Source organism: Pectobacterium polonicum (assembly GCF_005497185.1).
Classification (GTDB): domain Bacteria; phylum Pseudomonadota; class Gammaproteobacteria; order Enterobacterales; family Enterobacteriaceae; genus Pectobacterium; species Pectobacterium polonicum.
In genome coordinates, this window is sequence record NZ_RJTN01000010.1 from 83,359 (window position 1) to 98,381 (window position 15,023).

A 15,023-nucleotide genomic window follows, 5' to 3' on the forward strand; every position below is an offset into this window, starting at 1 on the left:
TTATTTGCAGGGCAGCAGCAATGTATCAAGGTGGTTTAAGGTAGCGGGTAGGGTGATGGAGCACTGCGCCTCCCCTGCCCAGATGACGGACAGCGTTTCGTCAGGCGACACGCCCGTGATATAGGCCTGTCCACTGTTGGTGATCATGGCAATATCGCGGCCTTTCTTGTTTTTTATCTGAGCCGCGAAGGGGGGATATTTGCCATCGACCAGCGTGATATGCCCCATGATTTTTGCCCCGCTGACCACATCAAATTTGCGGTAACCAATTGCACCTTCAGTCAGAGTTCCTTGAACCACGGTCGTCATCGCTTCAATATTTTGCGGTAATTTCTGCATATCGATGCGGGTCGAGATATCGTAGTAGCTACTGCTGCCAGCAATGACAGCCAGGCCATAGCGGTTAGTCTCGACTTGGCTGCCAGCGAATGCCACGCCTGCCTGATCCGTGTCGACCATAATGCGAGTGCCGCCCTGATTGCCTTTCGGATGTGCTGCAACGCCGTGGCGGGTTGCGGTAATACCGCCGCGCAGCGAACCGTTCAGATAGGTATAACGATCCTGCTGCCAGGCGACACCCACGGAGGCATCGGTCATCGGTGCCAGACGGGTATAGTTGCCGCTCAGGTACGTGTTCTCCCTGCTGTCGTGTCGAGTGCTCAGGTTCCAGGTTCGGCTCGGATCGGCGTGATTGGAATAGGTCAGCGTCTGATTACTGCTGTTGTTATAGTGTCCCACGCTGTAGCTCAGACGATCCTTCTCCCTGAGTGGAATGGAAAAGCTGAGGTACAGACTGTCATCAGTACGTTGGTTGAATTCGGTACGATAGGCCGATAAATTCGCAGAAATGCCTTTAATCTCGCCGATATCAAAATATTTGTTCAGTGAAATCCCATAGCGATCCTGCTCGGCTTCATTCCAGTAGGTTTGGCGCGTATAGGTAACGTAAGTTGATAGTCCACTCAGCAGTGAGGCTGTCTCTTGTGTCGCGAAGTTTTTTGAGACCGTAATGGTGTAGCGTTCTTTTTCATTGCGATAGCGGCTATCAAGATTCAGGGCGTAGAGATACTGCGCCATGCTCATGTAGGTTTTTTCTGAGAAGCGGTAGCCCGCAAAGCTGACTTGGCTATCGATCGAATTGAAATATTTAGACCAGTTAAGTGAAAAAGCATGCCCCATTTGCGACGTGGATGGGGCCGGTAGTGTTGCGCGTGACTGGGTGACGTCAGCGGACAGTGCGCCAAAGAGATAAAGATTTTTCCCGATGCCCGCCGACCAAGACTGATAACTATCAGACAAAATAGTGCCGCCGTACACCGACCAGGCATTGGATAATCCCCATGAGGCTTCCGCGGCAGAAAAGGCAGGCCCTTGCAGGCGGTGATTGGTATTCGACGGTTTACCCGCGGCGAGTTTGTACTGGACGTGGCCTGGTCGTGTCAGGTAAGGCAGATTGGCCGACTCGGTCTGGAACGTTGTTACCGTGCCATCTTCTTCTGTTACGCGAACATCCAGCGTACCGCTGACGCCATTTTTCATATCTTGAATCGCAAAAGGACCCGCAGGCACGGTTGTTTCATAGATCAGCCTGCCATTTTGCATCACGGTCACCGTCGCGTTTGATTTGGCGACACCGCGAATTTCTGGCGCATAACCACGCAGAGAAGGGGGAAGCATATTGTCGTTATTGGCTAATGACACACCGGTAAAGCGATAGCTATCAAATAAATTACTGCTGAAATACATTTCACCCAGTTTGAGATCGGCTGACAGGGTGGGAAGCGGGCGGTAGGCGTAAAACTGATCCCACGAGAAGCTATCGCGATTCGAATTGCGTGATTTTTGCAGGAAATAGCGATAATCGGCACGGTAGCGCCAGGCTCCAAGATTGAATCCGGTTGTGCCGTAACTACTGAGATAGTGCGATGTGCCTCTGCCGTTAGTATCACGACGCATGTTCCCAACGAGGTTATAGTCCAGCAGCGCACCGCCGATCCCGTGGTCCCATTGTTCTGGTGGAACCCAGTTGCGATCGCTGTACATCAACCATGCTTGGGGGATCGTAATATTCAGCGTTCCCATGCCAATTTGATTAGAGACTTTGACGCCGGCAATGGGGGTCAGATCGACGCACGTTCCATTATTCCAGGATTCGATTTTATCGCGTGCTTCTTTTTTTAGCGCCAGTTTATCGACAAGTTCAGGTGGAAGGCAGGCTGTAGGCCGGGTGCTCTTATTGCCTTCTGGTAGATAGTTTATTATCTGCTGCTGTATTTCACGTGAGTTTACTTTTAGGGATAAAAGGTAGGCACCTGGTGTGACATATTCGGGATCGGAAAAATGGCTAAGATCAATGTCGTTGCGATCGTCAACATCAAGCACATTGACGTTAAATTCCGTCGCACTGAGCGATGTCGTGCCCAAAGAAAAAATAAAAATACTATAGCGGGCTAACATGGTTTTTATTTTTTCTTTGAACGTAATGTTTTTCATTGCCATAGGGAATATATGCTTAAGCAGATGCCGCGTTGTCGGTATCCACGCACGTCAAATGACATGTGGAATAAAGAGGGTATAGGGGAAGAATTCTCCCCCCTGTTATTGGATATACCCGTTCAAACCTGCTGTTGGCATAGCTGCCTTTTATTGATAAGAAACAACAAAATTAGCTGTGCTAGAGAAGCTACCCGTTGTGACTACAGGGGCTTGGCCTGCCTCTGGTGTTGGCAGTTTTTCGACATAAGAGGTGAAGGAGAAAATATTGTCCCCATTTGATAACGGCGTGGCAGCTACGGCCAGCGTCGTTCCGTCGAATTTAATTTTTTCGCCGACCCGTTCTACGGCAATACCTGCACCGCCGGCACTGCCATTTAACGCTAACAGCTCATTATTGGTGCCAGATGCAACACCGCCAGAGAAAACAATTTTGGCGCTGGTTGCTGTGTCCAAACTGCAATCTTTTAATGTGATATCAAAAGGCTTAATTTCTGATGTACCACCGTTTTCCAATACAGTTTTACTGATTTCACCAAAATCGATAGTTTGGTGCAGATCTTCGGGAGACACCGAGCAGGGCGTATCAATAATTTTTCCTTTAAACGTCACCGATCCATTGTGTGAATCTGCTGCCTGTGCACCGACAGAAAATATCACGGAGATGAGTGATGCCAGGGTGAATTTTGATAATTTCATATGATGCTCTCTCTGTTGGTTACTCTATTAAAAACGTGAACGCGAATCATGAGTACTCGCCACATTCCTACATGGTGAGTCGTGCCTTTTTTGTGGTTGGTTAACGATTTGCAGCCTTACTCACGTGGTGAATATATTGGCTGACTTGTCCAGTAGGCTGCCCTGGAGCTGGTGAAATAGTAGTGTTAGGTTGTTTTGTGGTCAAATATATTAATTTAATTATATTTATTTAGATTAAATGTTTTAAATTTATGTTTATTTAGGTTTTTATTCTAATTGTTGTGCGTGGCAGATAATATCGAATGATGTGATGTAAATATCATTTTATAGATAAGTTATTTTAATTCAGTGTGTTATTTGTCATTTGTCTTCTTGGGGTGTTGATAAGATTGAATGTCTTTTTATTTGTAAAAATAATGAAATGTCTTTTTATTTATATAATGATTAAATGAAAATCAAATAGTCTTTGACAATATATGGGTAAATTTTTATCCTTGCCAAGGATCGCCTTGGTAAGGCTATGTATATAATTTATTTTTCTTTTGTAGATAACGTTTTTTTTGTTTGGTTATAGTGGTTTTTCAGACTATTCCGTAGATTTTATGTCCATAAAAAAGCGTATCTATAGTCTTACTGTAACAAATGAATAGTGCCTCTAATCTTGATGGAAAAAGGTCGAATGGTTTATTTGATTAATGATTTAATCATTTTCAACGAGGGAGAGGGAACGCTGGCATGGATAGAACGTGAAAATGAAGCAACCTCTGTGAATTTTCCTATTTCACGATTGCTCTGTTTGTTAATTGAGAATCAAGGAGTAACGTTAAGCCGTGATTTTTTGTTAAAAGAAGCACTGGAAAAGCATGCACTTTGCCCTTCTCTCAATAATCTCAACAATTATCTCTCTCTACTCAGGAAGGTATTGCGTGAGTTTGATCTTTCGGACTCGATTGTGACTATCCCTAAACTGGGCGTTGTTTTTAACGCCGTGAGTATTGTTCCCTACCCAATGTTAGAGGGGAGAGAAAAAGAAACGTCAAATCAAGGGGAAGAGGAAGAAGTTAAAGAAGACGTTTATGAAGAAGAAAAGCCATTTTCTATAAAACATCACGCCATACCTGAGCCAGTAAAAAAACAGCAATATGTCCGGTTCCTTCTCATATGGATAATGATAGTTGGGGTTTTCCTGCTCGTGTTGGAGAACGTAAATCGTTTTCCGTATCGACATCTTGTCGATGTGAAGATGAATGGGAAGTGTGATCTTTTCTATTTATATAACAGTGTGGGTTATCCTCTCCCGACCGACTATAAAAATCTGTGCTCAGATAACGCATTATTCTTCCTATCGAAAAAGATTGTTATATCTGGAGTGTTGGATAGGAAAAGTGAAATCGTTATTTCCTGCAATAAAGATGGGCATGGATGTATCACTTATGTTAATAATTAAAGTCAGAAAGAAATTTTTTTGCACCATGTTGGTGCTTTTTATTTCATTTTCTCTTGGGGTTGTTTTTTATTTAACCAGCAATTTATATAGAAAGCCGCTGATATGTCAGGGTGAGGTAAAGCTCTACGAAGAAGATCAGAAGGTCAGAAAGGAATATGACGTCTATTTTTATCTAAATAAACAAAATAGAGCGCTGGTTTTAGTCAATGGTCTTTACATTGGCGAGGATAGCGTACCGTTGACGATTCGGCGGACGTTCAGCTTTGATTCCGTGTGGGAGGGGAATCGACTGGTGGTGAACAATATCGGGATGAGTAAGAATACCAATGATAATGCGCCCGATGAGGCGATTCCCATTCTGGCTGAAAATGATGTTATCCAGTTCGAAATGCTGACGAAGCATGCCTATCTGATTAGCACCGTCCAGTCAAAGATGGCATGTAATATCCGCGATTAATGGATGTTGGAACTACACATTAATCGCAATTCAGGGGGTTATCGCTATTTTTGGCGTGCGGCTCATGCGTTTCACAACACGCGTTGTATAAAATCATCAATGTCTTCAATTGCTTGCTTAAAATCAGCGGGAGTAGGGTTAATAACCAGATGATCGGAGTAGCCGTTTAACAACGCACCTAGCTGGCGGGAAACTCGCTGGGTATCGGTATTTTTAAGATCGTGAGGCACTGGGCTACCTTGCTATCGGTGCCGCTGTTGCCGTCCTGTTTTCACTGACGATTGTGTATATGGCGCTTAACGGCGGAACCAATGCGGGGCATATCTATTCGGTGATGACCTACATGTGGATGTTTGCAATGAATCTGGATGATGCGCCTGGGCTGTTAGAAAAATACTCGCAGCCCAAAGATATCGGTAAGCGCGTGGATACTGGCGTGGTGACGGGGTGATTCCAGATGCCCGATAGCCTTCTATGCGATAACGCAATATTGTTTTTAGCATGTAGTAGTAGAATGGCTAGTACAATTTGTTACAGGGAGTTTGTGATGAGAGTTGGCGTTTTTTGTGGTTCGGCATCAGGTAATTCACCTATCTATATTGAGAAAACTAAACAGATGGGGCATTTCCTTGCCGATTCTGGTGTAGAGATTGTATACGGTGGCGGTAAAGTCGGGCTGATGGGGGAGATTGCGAATTCCGTACTATCCCATGCTGGCACCGCGATCGGCGTGATGCCCAAAGCACTCGTTGAAAAAGAAATTGTGCATCAGGGGCTGACAGAATTGCATGTTGTTGAAAATATGCATGAACGTAAGAGCAAGATGGCAGAACTATCTGATGCGTTTATTGCACTTCCCGGCGGCGCGGGAACATTTGAAGAAATATTCGAGCAATGGACATGGGCACAGTTGGGCATTCACGATAAACCCTGTGCTTTTCTCAACATCGCGGGTTATTTTGATCCCTTGCAAGACATGATTAGCGGCATGGTTGAGGCCGGGTTCTTACGTCGTGACTATGCGGATATGCTGCTGTTTTCCGACAGTCCTGAGGCGTTATTAACATTCTTTCATGCTTATCAGCCACCAGAAAAGAAATGGACGCAAAAGTAAAAGCGCCGATTTTTGTCTGTGTAACCTGTATTTTTAATCTCGCTACATAATGCCTTCTGGTGTGTAAATAAGAAGCGAGAGCTATTTTTGCCGGGGGCATCCTCGGCAAAAATAGGCATGGTGTTTCCTATCGTGCAGTAGATTCGTACTTTTCACTACGCCTGTTCTTTCAATGGCAATGTCGTCATGCAGGTCTGGCTGTCGCTATAGGTTGCAAACGCTGAGCTTGCCACGCGTCCCTGATAGGTGACGTTAATCGTGCCTTCAATATTGCGTGGTAACCATACGCCAACAAAACCATTCTGGTGACTACTTAGGGTTTTCTGCACGACAACGTTACCGGCTTTATCCGTGATTTTTACGTCAAATGCCGTATTGGCGAGTTCGCCCTGACACCCAGACAAGCTGTGGTTAAAGCAGGGATGGGTTTGCTGAATATAAGGGGCGAATGAGAGATAAAATTTATCTCCCAGCGGATAGCTGTATTGCTGCTGCCCATCCGATAATTTCAGTTCTTTGCTGGTAATGGAAGCGCTGTAGGGCAAAGGCCTCGCTTGCGGCGACCGATCGATAGCATCGACGATCTGCTCGACAGTTTTCCCCGCCAGTCCTTGCTTGGCGAGAAAAGCGTTGGCATCAGTTGTCGCTGCGAAACCATGGCTGCTTAATGTCAGGCCGAGTAGTACCGCCATCATCTTTATCTTCATTATTGCTTTCCCCTCAATAGCGTCATTATCTTGAAATAAGATGCTATGACGTTACACCTTCCCCCTACGGGAAGGTCAAAAGCTTGAGCGTATAGAAAGGTAAATTAATGTATTTGCTAGTTTTTTATTGATTTTGATCAATTTTAAACCATGCTAAGTGGCGGTGATCTCTGAGCCGTTATTGATGTGGAACATGAACCGGGTTTTCTTAATCCGTGCTTACTGACCTGACCAGTAAAACTCGATGCGGATTCCACTCGGTTCATAGCACATCATATGCATTGCCGGACCACCATTAATCAGAGAAGGCGCGAACTCAATGTTGATCTTATGGGCGGATAATTTCTCAAGGATCTCAAACAGCGCGGCTTTGTTATCAACCTTAATCGCAAGATGATGCAAACCGACATTGTTTTTTCGATCGAACTGGACAGGTTCGCTGGCTTGTACCTGCCAAAGCGTTAGCATCACCGTTCCGTCGCTGACAAAAATAGCAGGGTAATCCTCTCTTCGTTTCACTTCTTGCCAACCCAGCAGTTCGGTGAAGAAATGTGCGCTTTCTTCCAATGCTGATACCGTCAAACCAATATGGTGAGCGCCTTGCGTTACTGGTGAATTCATAGTGACTTCCTCAATTAAAGACAACATCAATGGTGACTACTCGTTCGTCGGTTTGCTTTGCCGATGTGCGGTAGGCACCGCGTTATTACTGGCTGAGAGAAGGATGAGATAATGCTAAGAACTTCGCGTGTCGGCGATAAACATCCTCGCTGCTGGCTACGCCGATAAATTCCGCTCTCACGATCATGCCTTCAAGAAACGTCATGATAGCTTCGGCTTTATATTCCTTGTCTGCTTCTTCGGGCGTGAAGATTGACAGTAGGAATGACTTGAGCCAGGTTTTATGGCGCAACGCTAGAGCCGTAATGGCTTCATCTTGCCCTTTAAATTCAGCCAGCGCATGCATGAACATACATCCTTTAAAGCTTGCGGTTCGGAACCAGGAAAAATGCCAATCCATCACGGCATCGAGGCGACTTTCCGCGTCTTTACCCCCTGATACTACGTGAGTTAGTCCTTCCTCAAAATGCGTATGCCGACGAATCAGTACGGCTTCAATCAGCTTGTTTTTTGAACCGAAATGGCGATACATGGAGGTCTTGGAGACTTCCGCCTTATCTCGAATTAAATCTACGCCAACGGCGGTATAGCCAAATTCATTAAATAGCGCTTCTGCGATATCTAGAATGTGCTCTTTCTTACCCACGCTCTCTTTCATCGTTTTTCTTCATCGGTAATAGGTTGATTTTTTGTGTACAGATCTGTACTGTTCTTTTGTGAGTGTACAGATCTGTACACTCAATATAGCACAGCAATTTCATAAAACTCACATTTTTTATCGGGGATGACAATGAAGAGACTCAGAGGCGGCGGTGCTTTGCCACCAAAACCAACAATTATGCAGTTGATGAAAGGGTTAATTGGCGGAAGTGTGGGGATTCTATTCCTAAGCTACTTAGGGCAATCCACTGGCGCACCCTGGTTGATGGCACCTTTTGGCGCAACGTGCGTTATTTTATTTGCTGCGTCAGCGTCGCCTTTCGCGCAGCCAAGAAACGTAATTGGAGGACATTTCATTACATCAGCCGTAGGTCTAATTGCTTTATATGGATTCGGTGACACGATCGTTGTTTTGTCACTCGCGGTTGGTGTGGCGACGATGTTGATGCAATATTTTCGTGCGGTTCACCCACCAGCTGGCGCTAACCCACTAGTCATTATTCTGGCAGGGAAAAGCGCCGTGGGGTTTGAGTTCTTAGTCACGCCCGTTCTGCTAGGGAGCGTTGTGCTGGTGGCGATCGCCGCTGTGATCAACAACTACGCTGAGGAAAACAACTGGCCTACGTACTGGCACGGCATTGGTCTGCGTAAGCGCCAACCCTGAGATGGTCTACCTCAGGGATGAGGCGGGTCGTTAGATGTTCTTTGATGTGGGGTGTTTTCTTTCTAATTCAGTGTGGTGCGGCTAGCCAGAGAACATTTGAAAAACGTGGCTACACGGACGCCTTTCATGCACAGATCGCACACGGGATTTTTGACTACTGCGGTGCGCCAGTGATGACATCTAAGATGATGTTGATGCCGGAATCAGGAACACCGGAAGCGTGTATCGATGCCGTTCGCCATATTGGCGAAAATGTTTTTCGGTAATTTTTTCATTGAGCCTACGTTTCGTATCATCGCTGAATTGACAAGGGCATGCCATACGTGTGGAAAACTTCTATATGCTATTTGATAATCCATGCTGGAGCATGAAGGAGATTATTAATGAATACATCTTTCAATCAGTTATCTGTCAGAATGGAACGTGGTGCAGAATGTCGAAAGATATGAACGATACGCTTAACTTAAGCAGATTCATCATCGTGGATATGAATAAAGTAAAAACCAGCCATCCGGTCTTTGCAATTAGAGAAAACACAGTGCCGCATGGCTAAATTTCGTTAATACTGTTATTAAAAACATGTTATTAATAACAGTATTGACATGGTTTTTAAAACCCGTAAATTGGTTATCAATAGCAGTAAGTTTTCAGTCTGCTGTTATATTAAAGACAACGAACATGTTCTTTAATAAGTATTTTTGCGATAAAGGCCACGACGTGTTTTTGTATGGGGAATCGGTGTTGAGAAAAATTTATATTCTCACTCGATGATGCTTTAAGGCCACGTAGTCAGTACCGACAATCGCAAAAAATGGGGCGAAAGCGCGATGATGTAAGGCTATGATTTAGCGTTATTGTTTGCGATAGGTTGTGATTGAGTTATGTGTAAAATATCGCAACGAGAGTAAGGCCACGCATCAAAGAGTATATATCGCGATGGGGGATGTACCTGCTAACCGCCTATCTTTAAGTGTCTGGTAAGGTTGGTGGGGTGTTTAAACCAGCAAATATATGGGAGGTTTTAGCTATTTTTTTAATACCCAATATTATCTGTGATAAACGCGTACATTTGAGGCAGTATCAATAGTAGTAAGACGTTACTAAGTCAATGAATGTTAAATATTAAGTCTGTAGTACCTTAAAAGCCCTGGCTATGCAGTCAGGGCTTTTATCATTTTATATCTAACTATCAGAGAGTCACTTTTTCGGCTAACAGAACGTTAACTTTTATGCTTTCTTTTTGTGCAAGGGAATTATTTATTGAAACCATTAGCATATACTCGATCAACCCACTTAAAGCAGCCCTTATAGCAATTTATAAAAGAAGGTTGTGCCATCGAGAGTACCAGCGGAGCTACGAGCAAACTGTGGGATTTGACCTGCTTCCTGATAGCCCGATTTGCGATACAAAATAGAGGCTGTGTCATTAGTTCGGGTATCAAGGACGAGCAGGGTACGCTGATTGGCTTGTGCCTGACGTTCCACTTCAGCCATTAACTGCTGAGCAATGCCGCGTTGACGAAATGCCGTATGCACCATCAGTTTTTCTACTTCAGCACGGTGGCTGCCATTTTTCTTTGGACAATAGCTAATCTGTACTGCACCCGTGATGCGTCCCGCGTCACGCGCTACCAATAACGTACGACCACCTTCAGCCAGATCGGCGGCAACCCCCTGCCAATAGCGTTCTGCTTCACCGGGTTCCAGTGGTGCAACAAAACCGATGGACGCTCCACTTTCCACACAATCGTTTAATAAGACAGCTAACTCATCATAGCTTTCTGACAGCGTACTCAATTGTTCAATTTTCATATGTCCTTGCCTCTCAAAGTACAAACTTGGGATAAAGAAACCAACATCTTCCCTGACATTTTCATCTACGCTTTTACCAAAACAAGCTCTGGTCCACGCTAGATTCAGCGCCGCAGACGGTGTGGCTGGCCGCATGAATGAGCAAGGCTGTTATCCCACCGATATTATTGCGGTGTTGAAAACGCGAGGAAGATTACTGGCAGCAGTTTCACGTAAAGCTGGGCTGGTGCCTTTAAATAAGTGATGCAGAATTCGGGGGCATCCAGTTCTCTATTAAGTTGAAATGTAGCATAAATTTTAAGCGTTGGTGTTGTCAATAACCGCAATGTAACCCGTATTTCTATAGATAGATCAGAATGATATGGCTCGTGTGATAAAGAAATGCCCGGTTAGTTCCTTCGGTTCGATTCCCTATGATATCGATAAATCGTAATGACATCAGCGTTACGTTTGCTGTATGATTAATATCCAGAGAGTATGACGGAGGATAACATCATGCCAGTGACGAACAACGTTTCTGTTAAACGCGAAACACTAAATTTACGCATCAAACCCGCAGAACGGGATCTTATCGATCGTGCAGCGAAGGCCAGAGGAAAAAATCGCACTGATTTTGTCCTTGAGGCTGCTCGCGCCGCCGCAGAGGAAGCGTTGATCGATCAGCGCATCATCATGGCAGATCCCGATGCTTATCAGGAGTTTCTCGCCCGTTTGGATCAGGCTCCTTCACCGAATGCCGCGCTGCGTAAAACCATGCAAACACCTGCACCGTGGGAACAGAAAAAATGATTTCCGCCCCTGAGCCACTCCGCGCCAAACATGTACTATCTTCATTCTGTTGCGGCGTGGAGTCTATGGACAACTGGCTAAAACTACGGGCGATGAAAAATCAGGTCACTGGCGCATCACGAACTTTCGTTAGTTGCAATGATTCAAAAGTGTTGGCGTATTACTCATTGGCCTCCAGCGCCGTAGCAACGAATGCCGCTCCCGGACGTTTTCGCCGCAATATGCCCGATCCGATCCCGGTTGTGGTGCTGGGACGTCTGGCGGTTGATACGTCATTGCATGGTCAAGGTGTTGGCCGTGCTCTGATACGTGATGCTGGGCTAAGAGTGATTCAGGTGGCGGATACTATCGGTATTCGCGGGATGTTGGTTCATGCGCTGTCTGATGAAGCACGGGCGTTTTACCTGCGGGTGGGATTTGAGCCTTCACCGATTGACCCTATGATGTTGATGGTGACGTTGGGGGATTTGGTGGGAAGTTTATCAATTTGAAATTGATACCGCGCTCATAAATTCCCTAAAAATGAATGGTCCGTTTTGCTGGGATACTTACAAGTTCAGTTGTCATCAGCCGATAATCTTCGCCGTCGATGCCGATCAGAGGGAACAGCGTTTTATTCACTTTCTCAGACAGGTGATGTGATTCGATAAGCGGAATGACCATACGCCGCTTGGGTGTCTCGACAATATCGCTTTGTACATCGACAAATATTTTGTAGTGACTGGCGCGTTTGTATTGATAAACAATGAATTGCATGATCACCAATTCCTGTTTTCATCTGCAAAGGAGCCATTCTGCGCGATAAATCGGGCGACTTCTTCCATCCCTTCGCGGTTTTCCTTCTTCCACTCTTCAGCCTTGATACGGCGGGCTTCTTTGCCAATGGCGTCATTCACCAGCCCGGAAATATTGACTCCGGCAGCACTCAGAATCTGATAATTGTCTTTGTCCACGGTAATGCTAATCCGGTGTTTCATTGTAGTGCTCCTCTTTAACCAAGCGCTTTATATTTTGCAGGGATCTTAGCAATAATGCTGGCGGGGTCTAGAGAAAGTAAACGAGCGATATGAATAAATTCTACGATGTCTAACCTTCTTTCCCCGTTCTCAACTTTGGCGATAAACGATTGGGGACGATCCAGCGCGAGCGCCAAGTTTCCCTGCGTGATCCCTTTGGCAATGCGTGCTTCACGTAATGCCTTGATAACGATTTGATATTCATCAGAGTAAACAGAAGCCATCGATTCAACCCCATAAAATTTGGGATCAAATATCAGTCGCTCACTGTTTTATCCCAAAATGGGATAAGTGGTTTTTTTGTGTTGATTACTTAATGCTATCTGTCTGTATTTTATGCGCTATTTTTTCTAAAACTGTGGAAGCGTCTACAGATAACAGGTGAGCGATGTGGATAAATTCAACAACATCCAGCCTACGTTCCCCATTCTCGATTTTGGCTACAAAAGACTGAGGTCGACCTAAAGCGTTGGCCAAATTTTCTTGGGTTATGCCTTTTTCGATTCTGGCCTCTCGCAGTATTTTTATAACTGATTGATATTCATCTGAATAAATCGATGCCATTTTGGTGACCTTGCTTAATATCCCAAAATCGAATATCAATCATTTCTCTTTTTATCCCAAAATGGGATAATTGGGATAATTCATCATAGGGAGAGGTAAGAGAAATGGATAAGCACGATTGGCATCCAGCAGACATTATTGCTGGCTTAAGAAAGAAAGGAACAACGCTGGCGGCGGTATCAAGAGCATCAGGATTAGCGTCTTCAACACTCGCTAATGCTTTAACAAGACATTGGCCCAAAGGCGAAAGGTTAATTGCCTGTGCATTGGGAAAGCAGCCGGAGGAGATTTGGCCGTCACGGTATCAAGGCACGAGCATGAATCATGGGGAAGGGGAGGCGGGATAACACTCTTGTAGAGAATCGAACCCTATTCAGGACCAATCCCCCAAAAGCAAAAAACCAGCCGTTAGGCTGGTTTCTTTAAATTAGTGGTGCCGGACTCGGAATCGAACCAAGGACACGAGGATTTTCAATCCTCGTGCTGAGATAGCCGCAAAAAAGCTGCGCATTCAACCGAGTGTGCAAAATGAAAATTTTACCCGTGATTTCAACAAAGGGCGGCGAAGGTAAGTCTACTCAAGCTGCTAATCTTGCAGGTTTTTTTGCAGATGCAGGCTTAAAGACTCTGCTTATCGATGGCGACTATTCGCAGCCTACAGCCAGCAGTATTTATGCGCTGGAGCATGAGGCTCCGTTTGGTTTGTTTGAGCTGTTAATGCAAACAACAGATTTAAACCAGCCAGACAGCATAATTTCTCGGACAGCTATACCCAACCTCGACCTCATCATTTCCAACGATCCTGATGATCGCCTTCCCACTGCAATGCTTCATGCCCCTGATGGACGCATGCGTCTCAAGAACATCCTTCAGCATCACAGCTTCCAGAGTTACGACGTCATCATGATTGACTCGAAAGGGGCCGCCGGTGTGATGGTTGAGCTCGTTGTTCTGGCTGCCACAGAAAATGTTGTTGGCGTGATTAAACCCATACTTCCTGATGTTCGGGAATTCATGCGCGGAACCGTGCGTCTAATGTCCCGACTACTGGCGTTGCAGGCTTATGGGATTCAGATCCCTGATATAAAAATCCTGGCCAACTGTGTTGAGAACACCTCATTGGATCGTAAGACGTTGGAAGAGTTGGGCAACATCGTTTCTGAGAAAAAATACCTTCAATCCGAAAGCATAAACATCTCGATACTTGAAACAAAAATTGACCAGCTCGAAGTCTATAAGCGCGGTCACGCCTTTGGTCAACCAGTCCACCGTCTTGAATATGTCACTGATCGTAAGAGCGCAGCGGCGGCTGTGACCATGCATAGTCTTGCTTGTGAGCTATTCCCCCATTGGAAAGAGCAGTTTGATTCCGTGTTACGGAATCAAACTGGCGCAGGGGAGGTCGCTAATGTCTAACCTTCAGCCACTATTATGCCGGAATGGCATTTGCCTGCGTGCTTTTCGGCCAAATATCCATTCCGGTGTACGGATCATCCAATCGGTCGAGCTGCTTCTCGATATCCCATTGCTTGGAGCTCCATTCAAGATCGGCTGCGAAAGCAGTCCAATAGTCGGTCAGCGCCAGCGACATCTCTTTATCGGACATGCTTTGAATAATTTCGGGCGTCCATTGATGTTGCTTAATCAGCGCATATTCCAATGCTTCTCGCGGGGAACAGGGACTGAATTGCTGATGCCAGCTATGTGTCAGACGAAGCCATTCGCCCAGCCACAGCAAGCGGTAGGACATCTGAATCAGTTCTGCACCGGGATATTCCGAATACTTTTCTGCTGCCTGCTGGTAAAAAAAGCTACAGCGTTTTTCAAAAGAATCCATGTCGGATCTCCGTTGTTAGGTTCTCTGTTGTTGGATTTACTGCCAGTTCCTTCTGACCGGAGTCGTCAAACTAAGCGGTCAGGAAATGATCTGTCAGTAGAAGGGAATGTATCCCTCGCAACGGTAGATTCGACGCCCTTTTC

Annotated in this window: 19 protein-coding genes and 2 pseudogenes; 10 read left to right on the top strand and 11 right to left on the bottom strand. The window is 45.4% G+C overall.

What is annotated here, in order from left to right; all coding sequences use genetic code 11:
• A complete protein-coding gene (locus EDI29_RS12070) occupies positions 1 to 2,499 on the bottom strand; it encodes a fimbria/pilus outer membrane usher protein (RefSeq protein WP_137741112.1) in 2,499 nt (832 codons plus the stop codon).
• A 144-nt stretch (positions 2,500 to 2,643) separates the two neighbouring features.
• Positions 2,644 to 3,192, bottom strand: a complete 549-nt coding sequence (locus EDI29_RS12075; protein ID WP_137741113.1) for a fimbrial protein — start codon at positions 3,190 to 3,192, stop codon at positions 2,644 to 2,646.
• Positions 3,193 to 3,871: 679 nt separating this feature from the next.
• Between EDI29_RS12075 and EDI29_RS12080 the strand changes: the two genes are divergently transcribed.
• The 4 genes and pseudogenes from EDI29_RS12080 to EDI29_RS12100 all read left to right on the top strand — a co-directional run bounded on the left by EDI29_RS12080 (position 3,872) and on the right by EDI29_RS12100 (position 6,210).
• Positions 3,872 to 4,639 carry a winged helix-turn-helix domain-containing protein gene (locus tag EDI29_RS12080; protein WP_137741114.1) on the top strand — a complete coding sequence of 256 codons (768 nt, stop codon included), beginning with the start codon at positions 3,872 to 3,874 and terminating at the stop codon, positions 4,637 to 4,639.
• Positions 4,626 to 5,096 (top strand): FidL, encoded by a 471-nt coding sequence (locus EDI29_RS12085; RefSeq protein WP_137741115.1) that lies wholly within the window; start codon positions 4,626 to 4,628, stop codon positions 5,094 to 5,096. Before EDI29_RS12080 ends, EDI29_RS12085 begins: the two co-directional genes overlap by 14 nt.
• A gap of 217 nt (positions 5,097 to 5,313) precedes the next feature.
• A pseudogene (locus tag EDI29_RS12095) lies at positions 5,314 to 5,547 on the top strand (ABC transporter six-transmembrane domain-containing protein); the annotation flags it as partial.
• A 93-nt stretch (positions 5,548 to 5,640) separates the two neighbouring features.
• A complete protein-coding gene (locus EDI29_RS12100; RefSeq protein ID WP_167494503.1) occupies positions 5,641 to 6,210 on the top strand; it encodes an LOG family protein in 570 nt (189 codons plus the stop codon).
• Positions 6,211 to 6,365: 155 nt separating this feature from the next.
• Here EDI29_RS12100 and cueP read toward each other — a convergent pair whose 3' ends face one another.
• The 3 genes from cueP to EDI29_RS12115 all read right to left on the bottom strand — a co-directional run bounded on the left by cueP (position 6,366) and on the right by EDI29_RS12115 (position 8,196).
• On the bottom strand, positions 6,366 to 6,917 hold the full coding sequence (cueP, locus tag EDI29_RS12105; protein WP_137741117.1) for a copper-binding periplasmic metallochaperone CueP: 552 nt from the start codon (positions 6,915 to 6,917) through the stop codon (positions 6,366 to 6,368).
• Positions 6,918 to 7,136: 219 nt separating this feature from the next.
• The gene (locus EDI29_RS12110; RefSeq protein ID WP_137741118.1) at positions 7,137 to 7,538 is read right to left on the bottom strand and encodes a VOC family protein; all 402 of its coding nucleotides are present in this window, start codon (positions 7,536 to 7,538) and stop codon (positions 7,137 to 7,139) included.
• Positions 7,539 to 7,623: 85 nt separating this feature from the next.
• Positions 7,624 to 8,196, bottom strand: a complete 573-nt coding sequence (locus EDI29_RS12115) for a TetR/AcrR family transcriptional regulator (protein WP_137741119.1) — start codon at positions 8,194 to 8,196, stop codon at positions 7,624 to 7,626.
• A gap of 132 nt (positions 8,197 to 8,328) precedes the next feature.
• On the opposite strand from EDI29_RS12115, the gene EDI29_RS12120 reads away from it, so the two are divergent.
• A complete protein-coding gene (locus EDI29_RS12120; RefSeq protein ID WP_137741120.1) occupies positions 8,329 to 8,862 on the top strand; it encodes an HPP family protein in 534 nt (177 codons plus the stop codon).
• Positions 8,863 to 8,906: 44 nt separating this feature from the next.
• Entirely contained in the window at positions 8,907 to 9,128 is a 222-nt protein-coding gene (locus tag EDI29_RS12125; RefSeq protein ID WP_338325764.1) for a hypothetical protein, read from the top strand.
• A gap of 1,039 nt (positions 9,129 to 10,167) precedes the next feature.
• Here the strand turns inward: EDI29_RS12125 and EDI29_RS12130 are convergent.
• The gene (locus EDI29_RS12130) at positions 10,168 to 10,674 is read right to left on the bottom strand and encodes a GNAT family N-acetyltransferase (RefSeq protein ID WP_137741121.1); all 507 of its coding nucleotides are present in this window, start codon (positions 10,672 to 10,674) and stop codon (positions 10,168 to 10,170) included.
• Positions 10,675 to 11,169: 495 nt separating this feature from the next.
• Here EDI29_RS12130 and EDI29_RS12135 point away from each other — a divergent pair, with 495 nt between their 5' ends.
• Both EDI29_RS12135 and EDI29_RS12140 read left to right on the top strand, forming a co-directional pair.
• A complete protein-coding gene (locus tag EDI29_RS12135; RefSeq protein ID WP_137741122.1) occupies positions 11,170 to 11,463 on the top strand; it encodes a type II toxin-antitoxin system TacA family antitoxin in 294 nt (97 codons plus the stop codon).
• Positions 11,460 to 11,954, top strand: a complete 495-nt coding sequence (locus EDI29_RS12140; protein ID WP_137741123.1) for a GNAT family N-acetyltransferase — start codon at positions 11,460 to 11,462, stop codon at positions 11,952 to 11,954. The genes EDI29_RS12135 and EDI29_RS12140 overlap by 4 nt, the downstream gene beginning before the upstream one ends.
• Before the next feature lie 43 nt (positions 11,955 to 11,997).
• On the opposite strand, the pseudogene EDI29_RS12145 reads toward EDI29_RS12140, so the two are convergent.
• From EDI29_RS12145 to EDI29_RS12160, 4 genes and pseudogenes are all read right to left on the bottom strand, one after another.
• A pseudogene (locus EDI29_RS12145) lies at positions 11,998 to 12,219 on the bottom strand (CcdB family protein); the annotation flags it as partial.
• Between the two features lie 2 nt (positions 12,220 to 12,221).
• Complete coding sequence (gene ccdA / locus EDI29_RS12150) at positions 12,222 to 12,440, bottom strand: type II toxin-antitoxin system antitoxin CcdA (RefSeq protein WP_137741124.1); 219 nt, start codon at positions 12,438 to 12,440, stop codon at positions 12,222 to 12,224.
• 14 nt (positions 12,441 to 12,454) lie between these two features.
• Entirely contained in the window at positions 12,455 to 12,703 is a 249-nt protein-coding gene (locus EDI29_RS12155) for a helix-turn-helix domain-containing protein (RefSeq protein ID WP_010299606.1), read from the bottom strand.
• 85 nt (positions 12,704 to 12,788) lie between these two features.
• Entirely contained in the window at positions 12,789 to 13,043 is a 255-nt protein-coding gene (locus tag EDI29_RS12160; protein WP_137741125.1) for a helix-turn-helix domain-containing protein, read from the bottom strand.
• A 104-nt stretch (positions 13,044 to 13,147) separates the two neighbouring features.
• Between EDI29_RS12160 and EDI29_RS12165 the strand changes: the two genes are divergently transcribed.
• The gene (locus EDI29_RS12165; protein ID WP_137741126.1) at positions 13,148 to 13,390 is read left to right on the top strand and encodes a helix-turn-helix domain-containing protein; all 243 of its coding nucleotides are present in this window, start codon (positions 13,148 to 13,150) and stop codon (positions 13,388 to 13,390) included.
• Positions 13,391 to 13,571: 181 nt separating this feature from the next.
• Positions 13,572 to 14,459 (top strand): ParA family protein, encoded by an 888-nt coding sequence (locus EDI29_RS12170; protein ID WP_039512803.1) that lies wholly within the window; start codon positions 13,572 to 13,574, stop codon positions 14,457 to 14,459.
• A 13-nt stretch (positions 14,460 to 14,472) separates the two neighbouring features.
• Here EDI29_RS12170 and EDI29_RS12175 read toward each other — a convergent pair whose 3' ends face one another.
• A complete protein-coding gene (locus EDI29_RS12175; RefSeq protein WP_103199330.1) occupies positions 14,473 to 14,880 on the bottom strand; it encodes a hypothetical protein in 408 nt (135 codons plus the stop codon).
• Positions 14,881 to 15,023 lie beyond the last annotated feature (143 nt).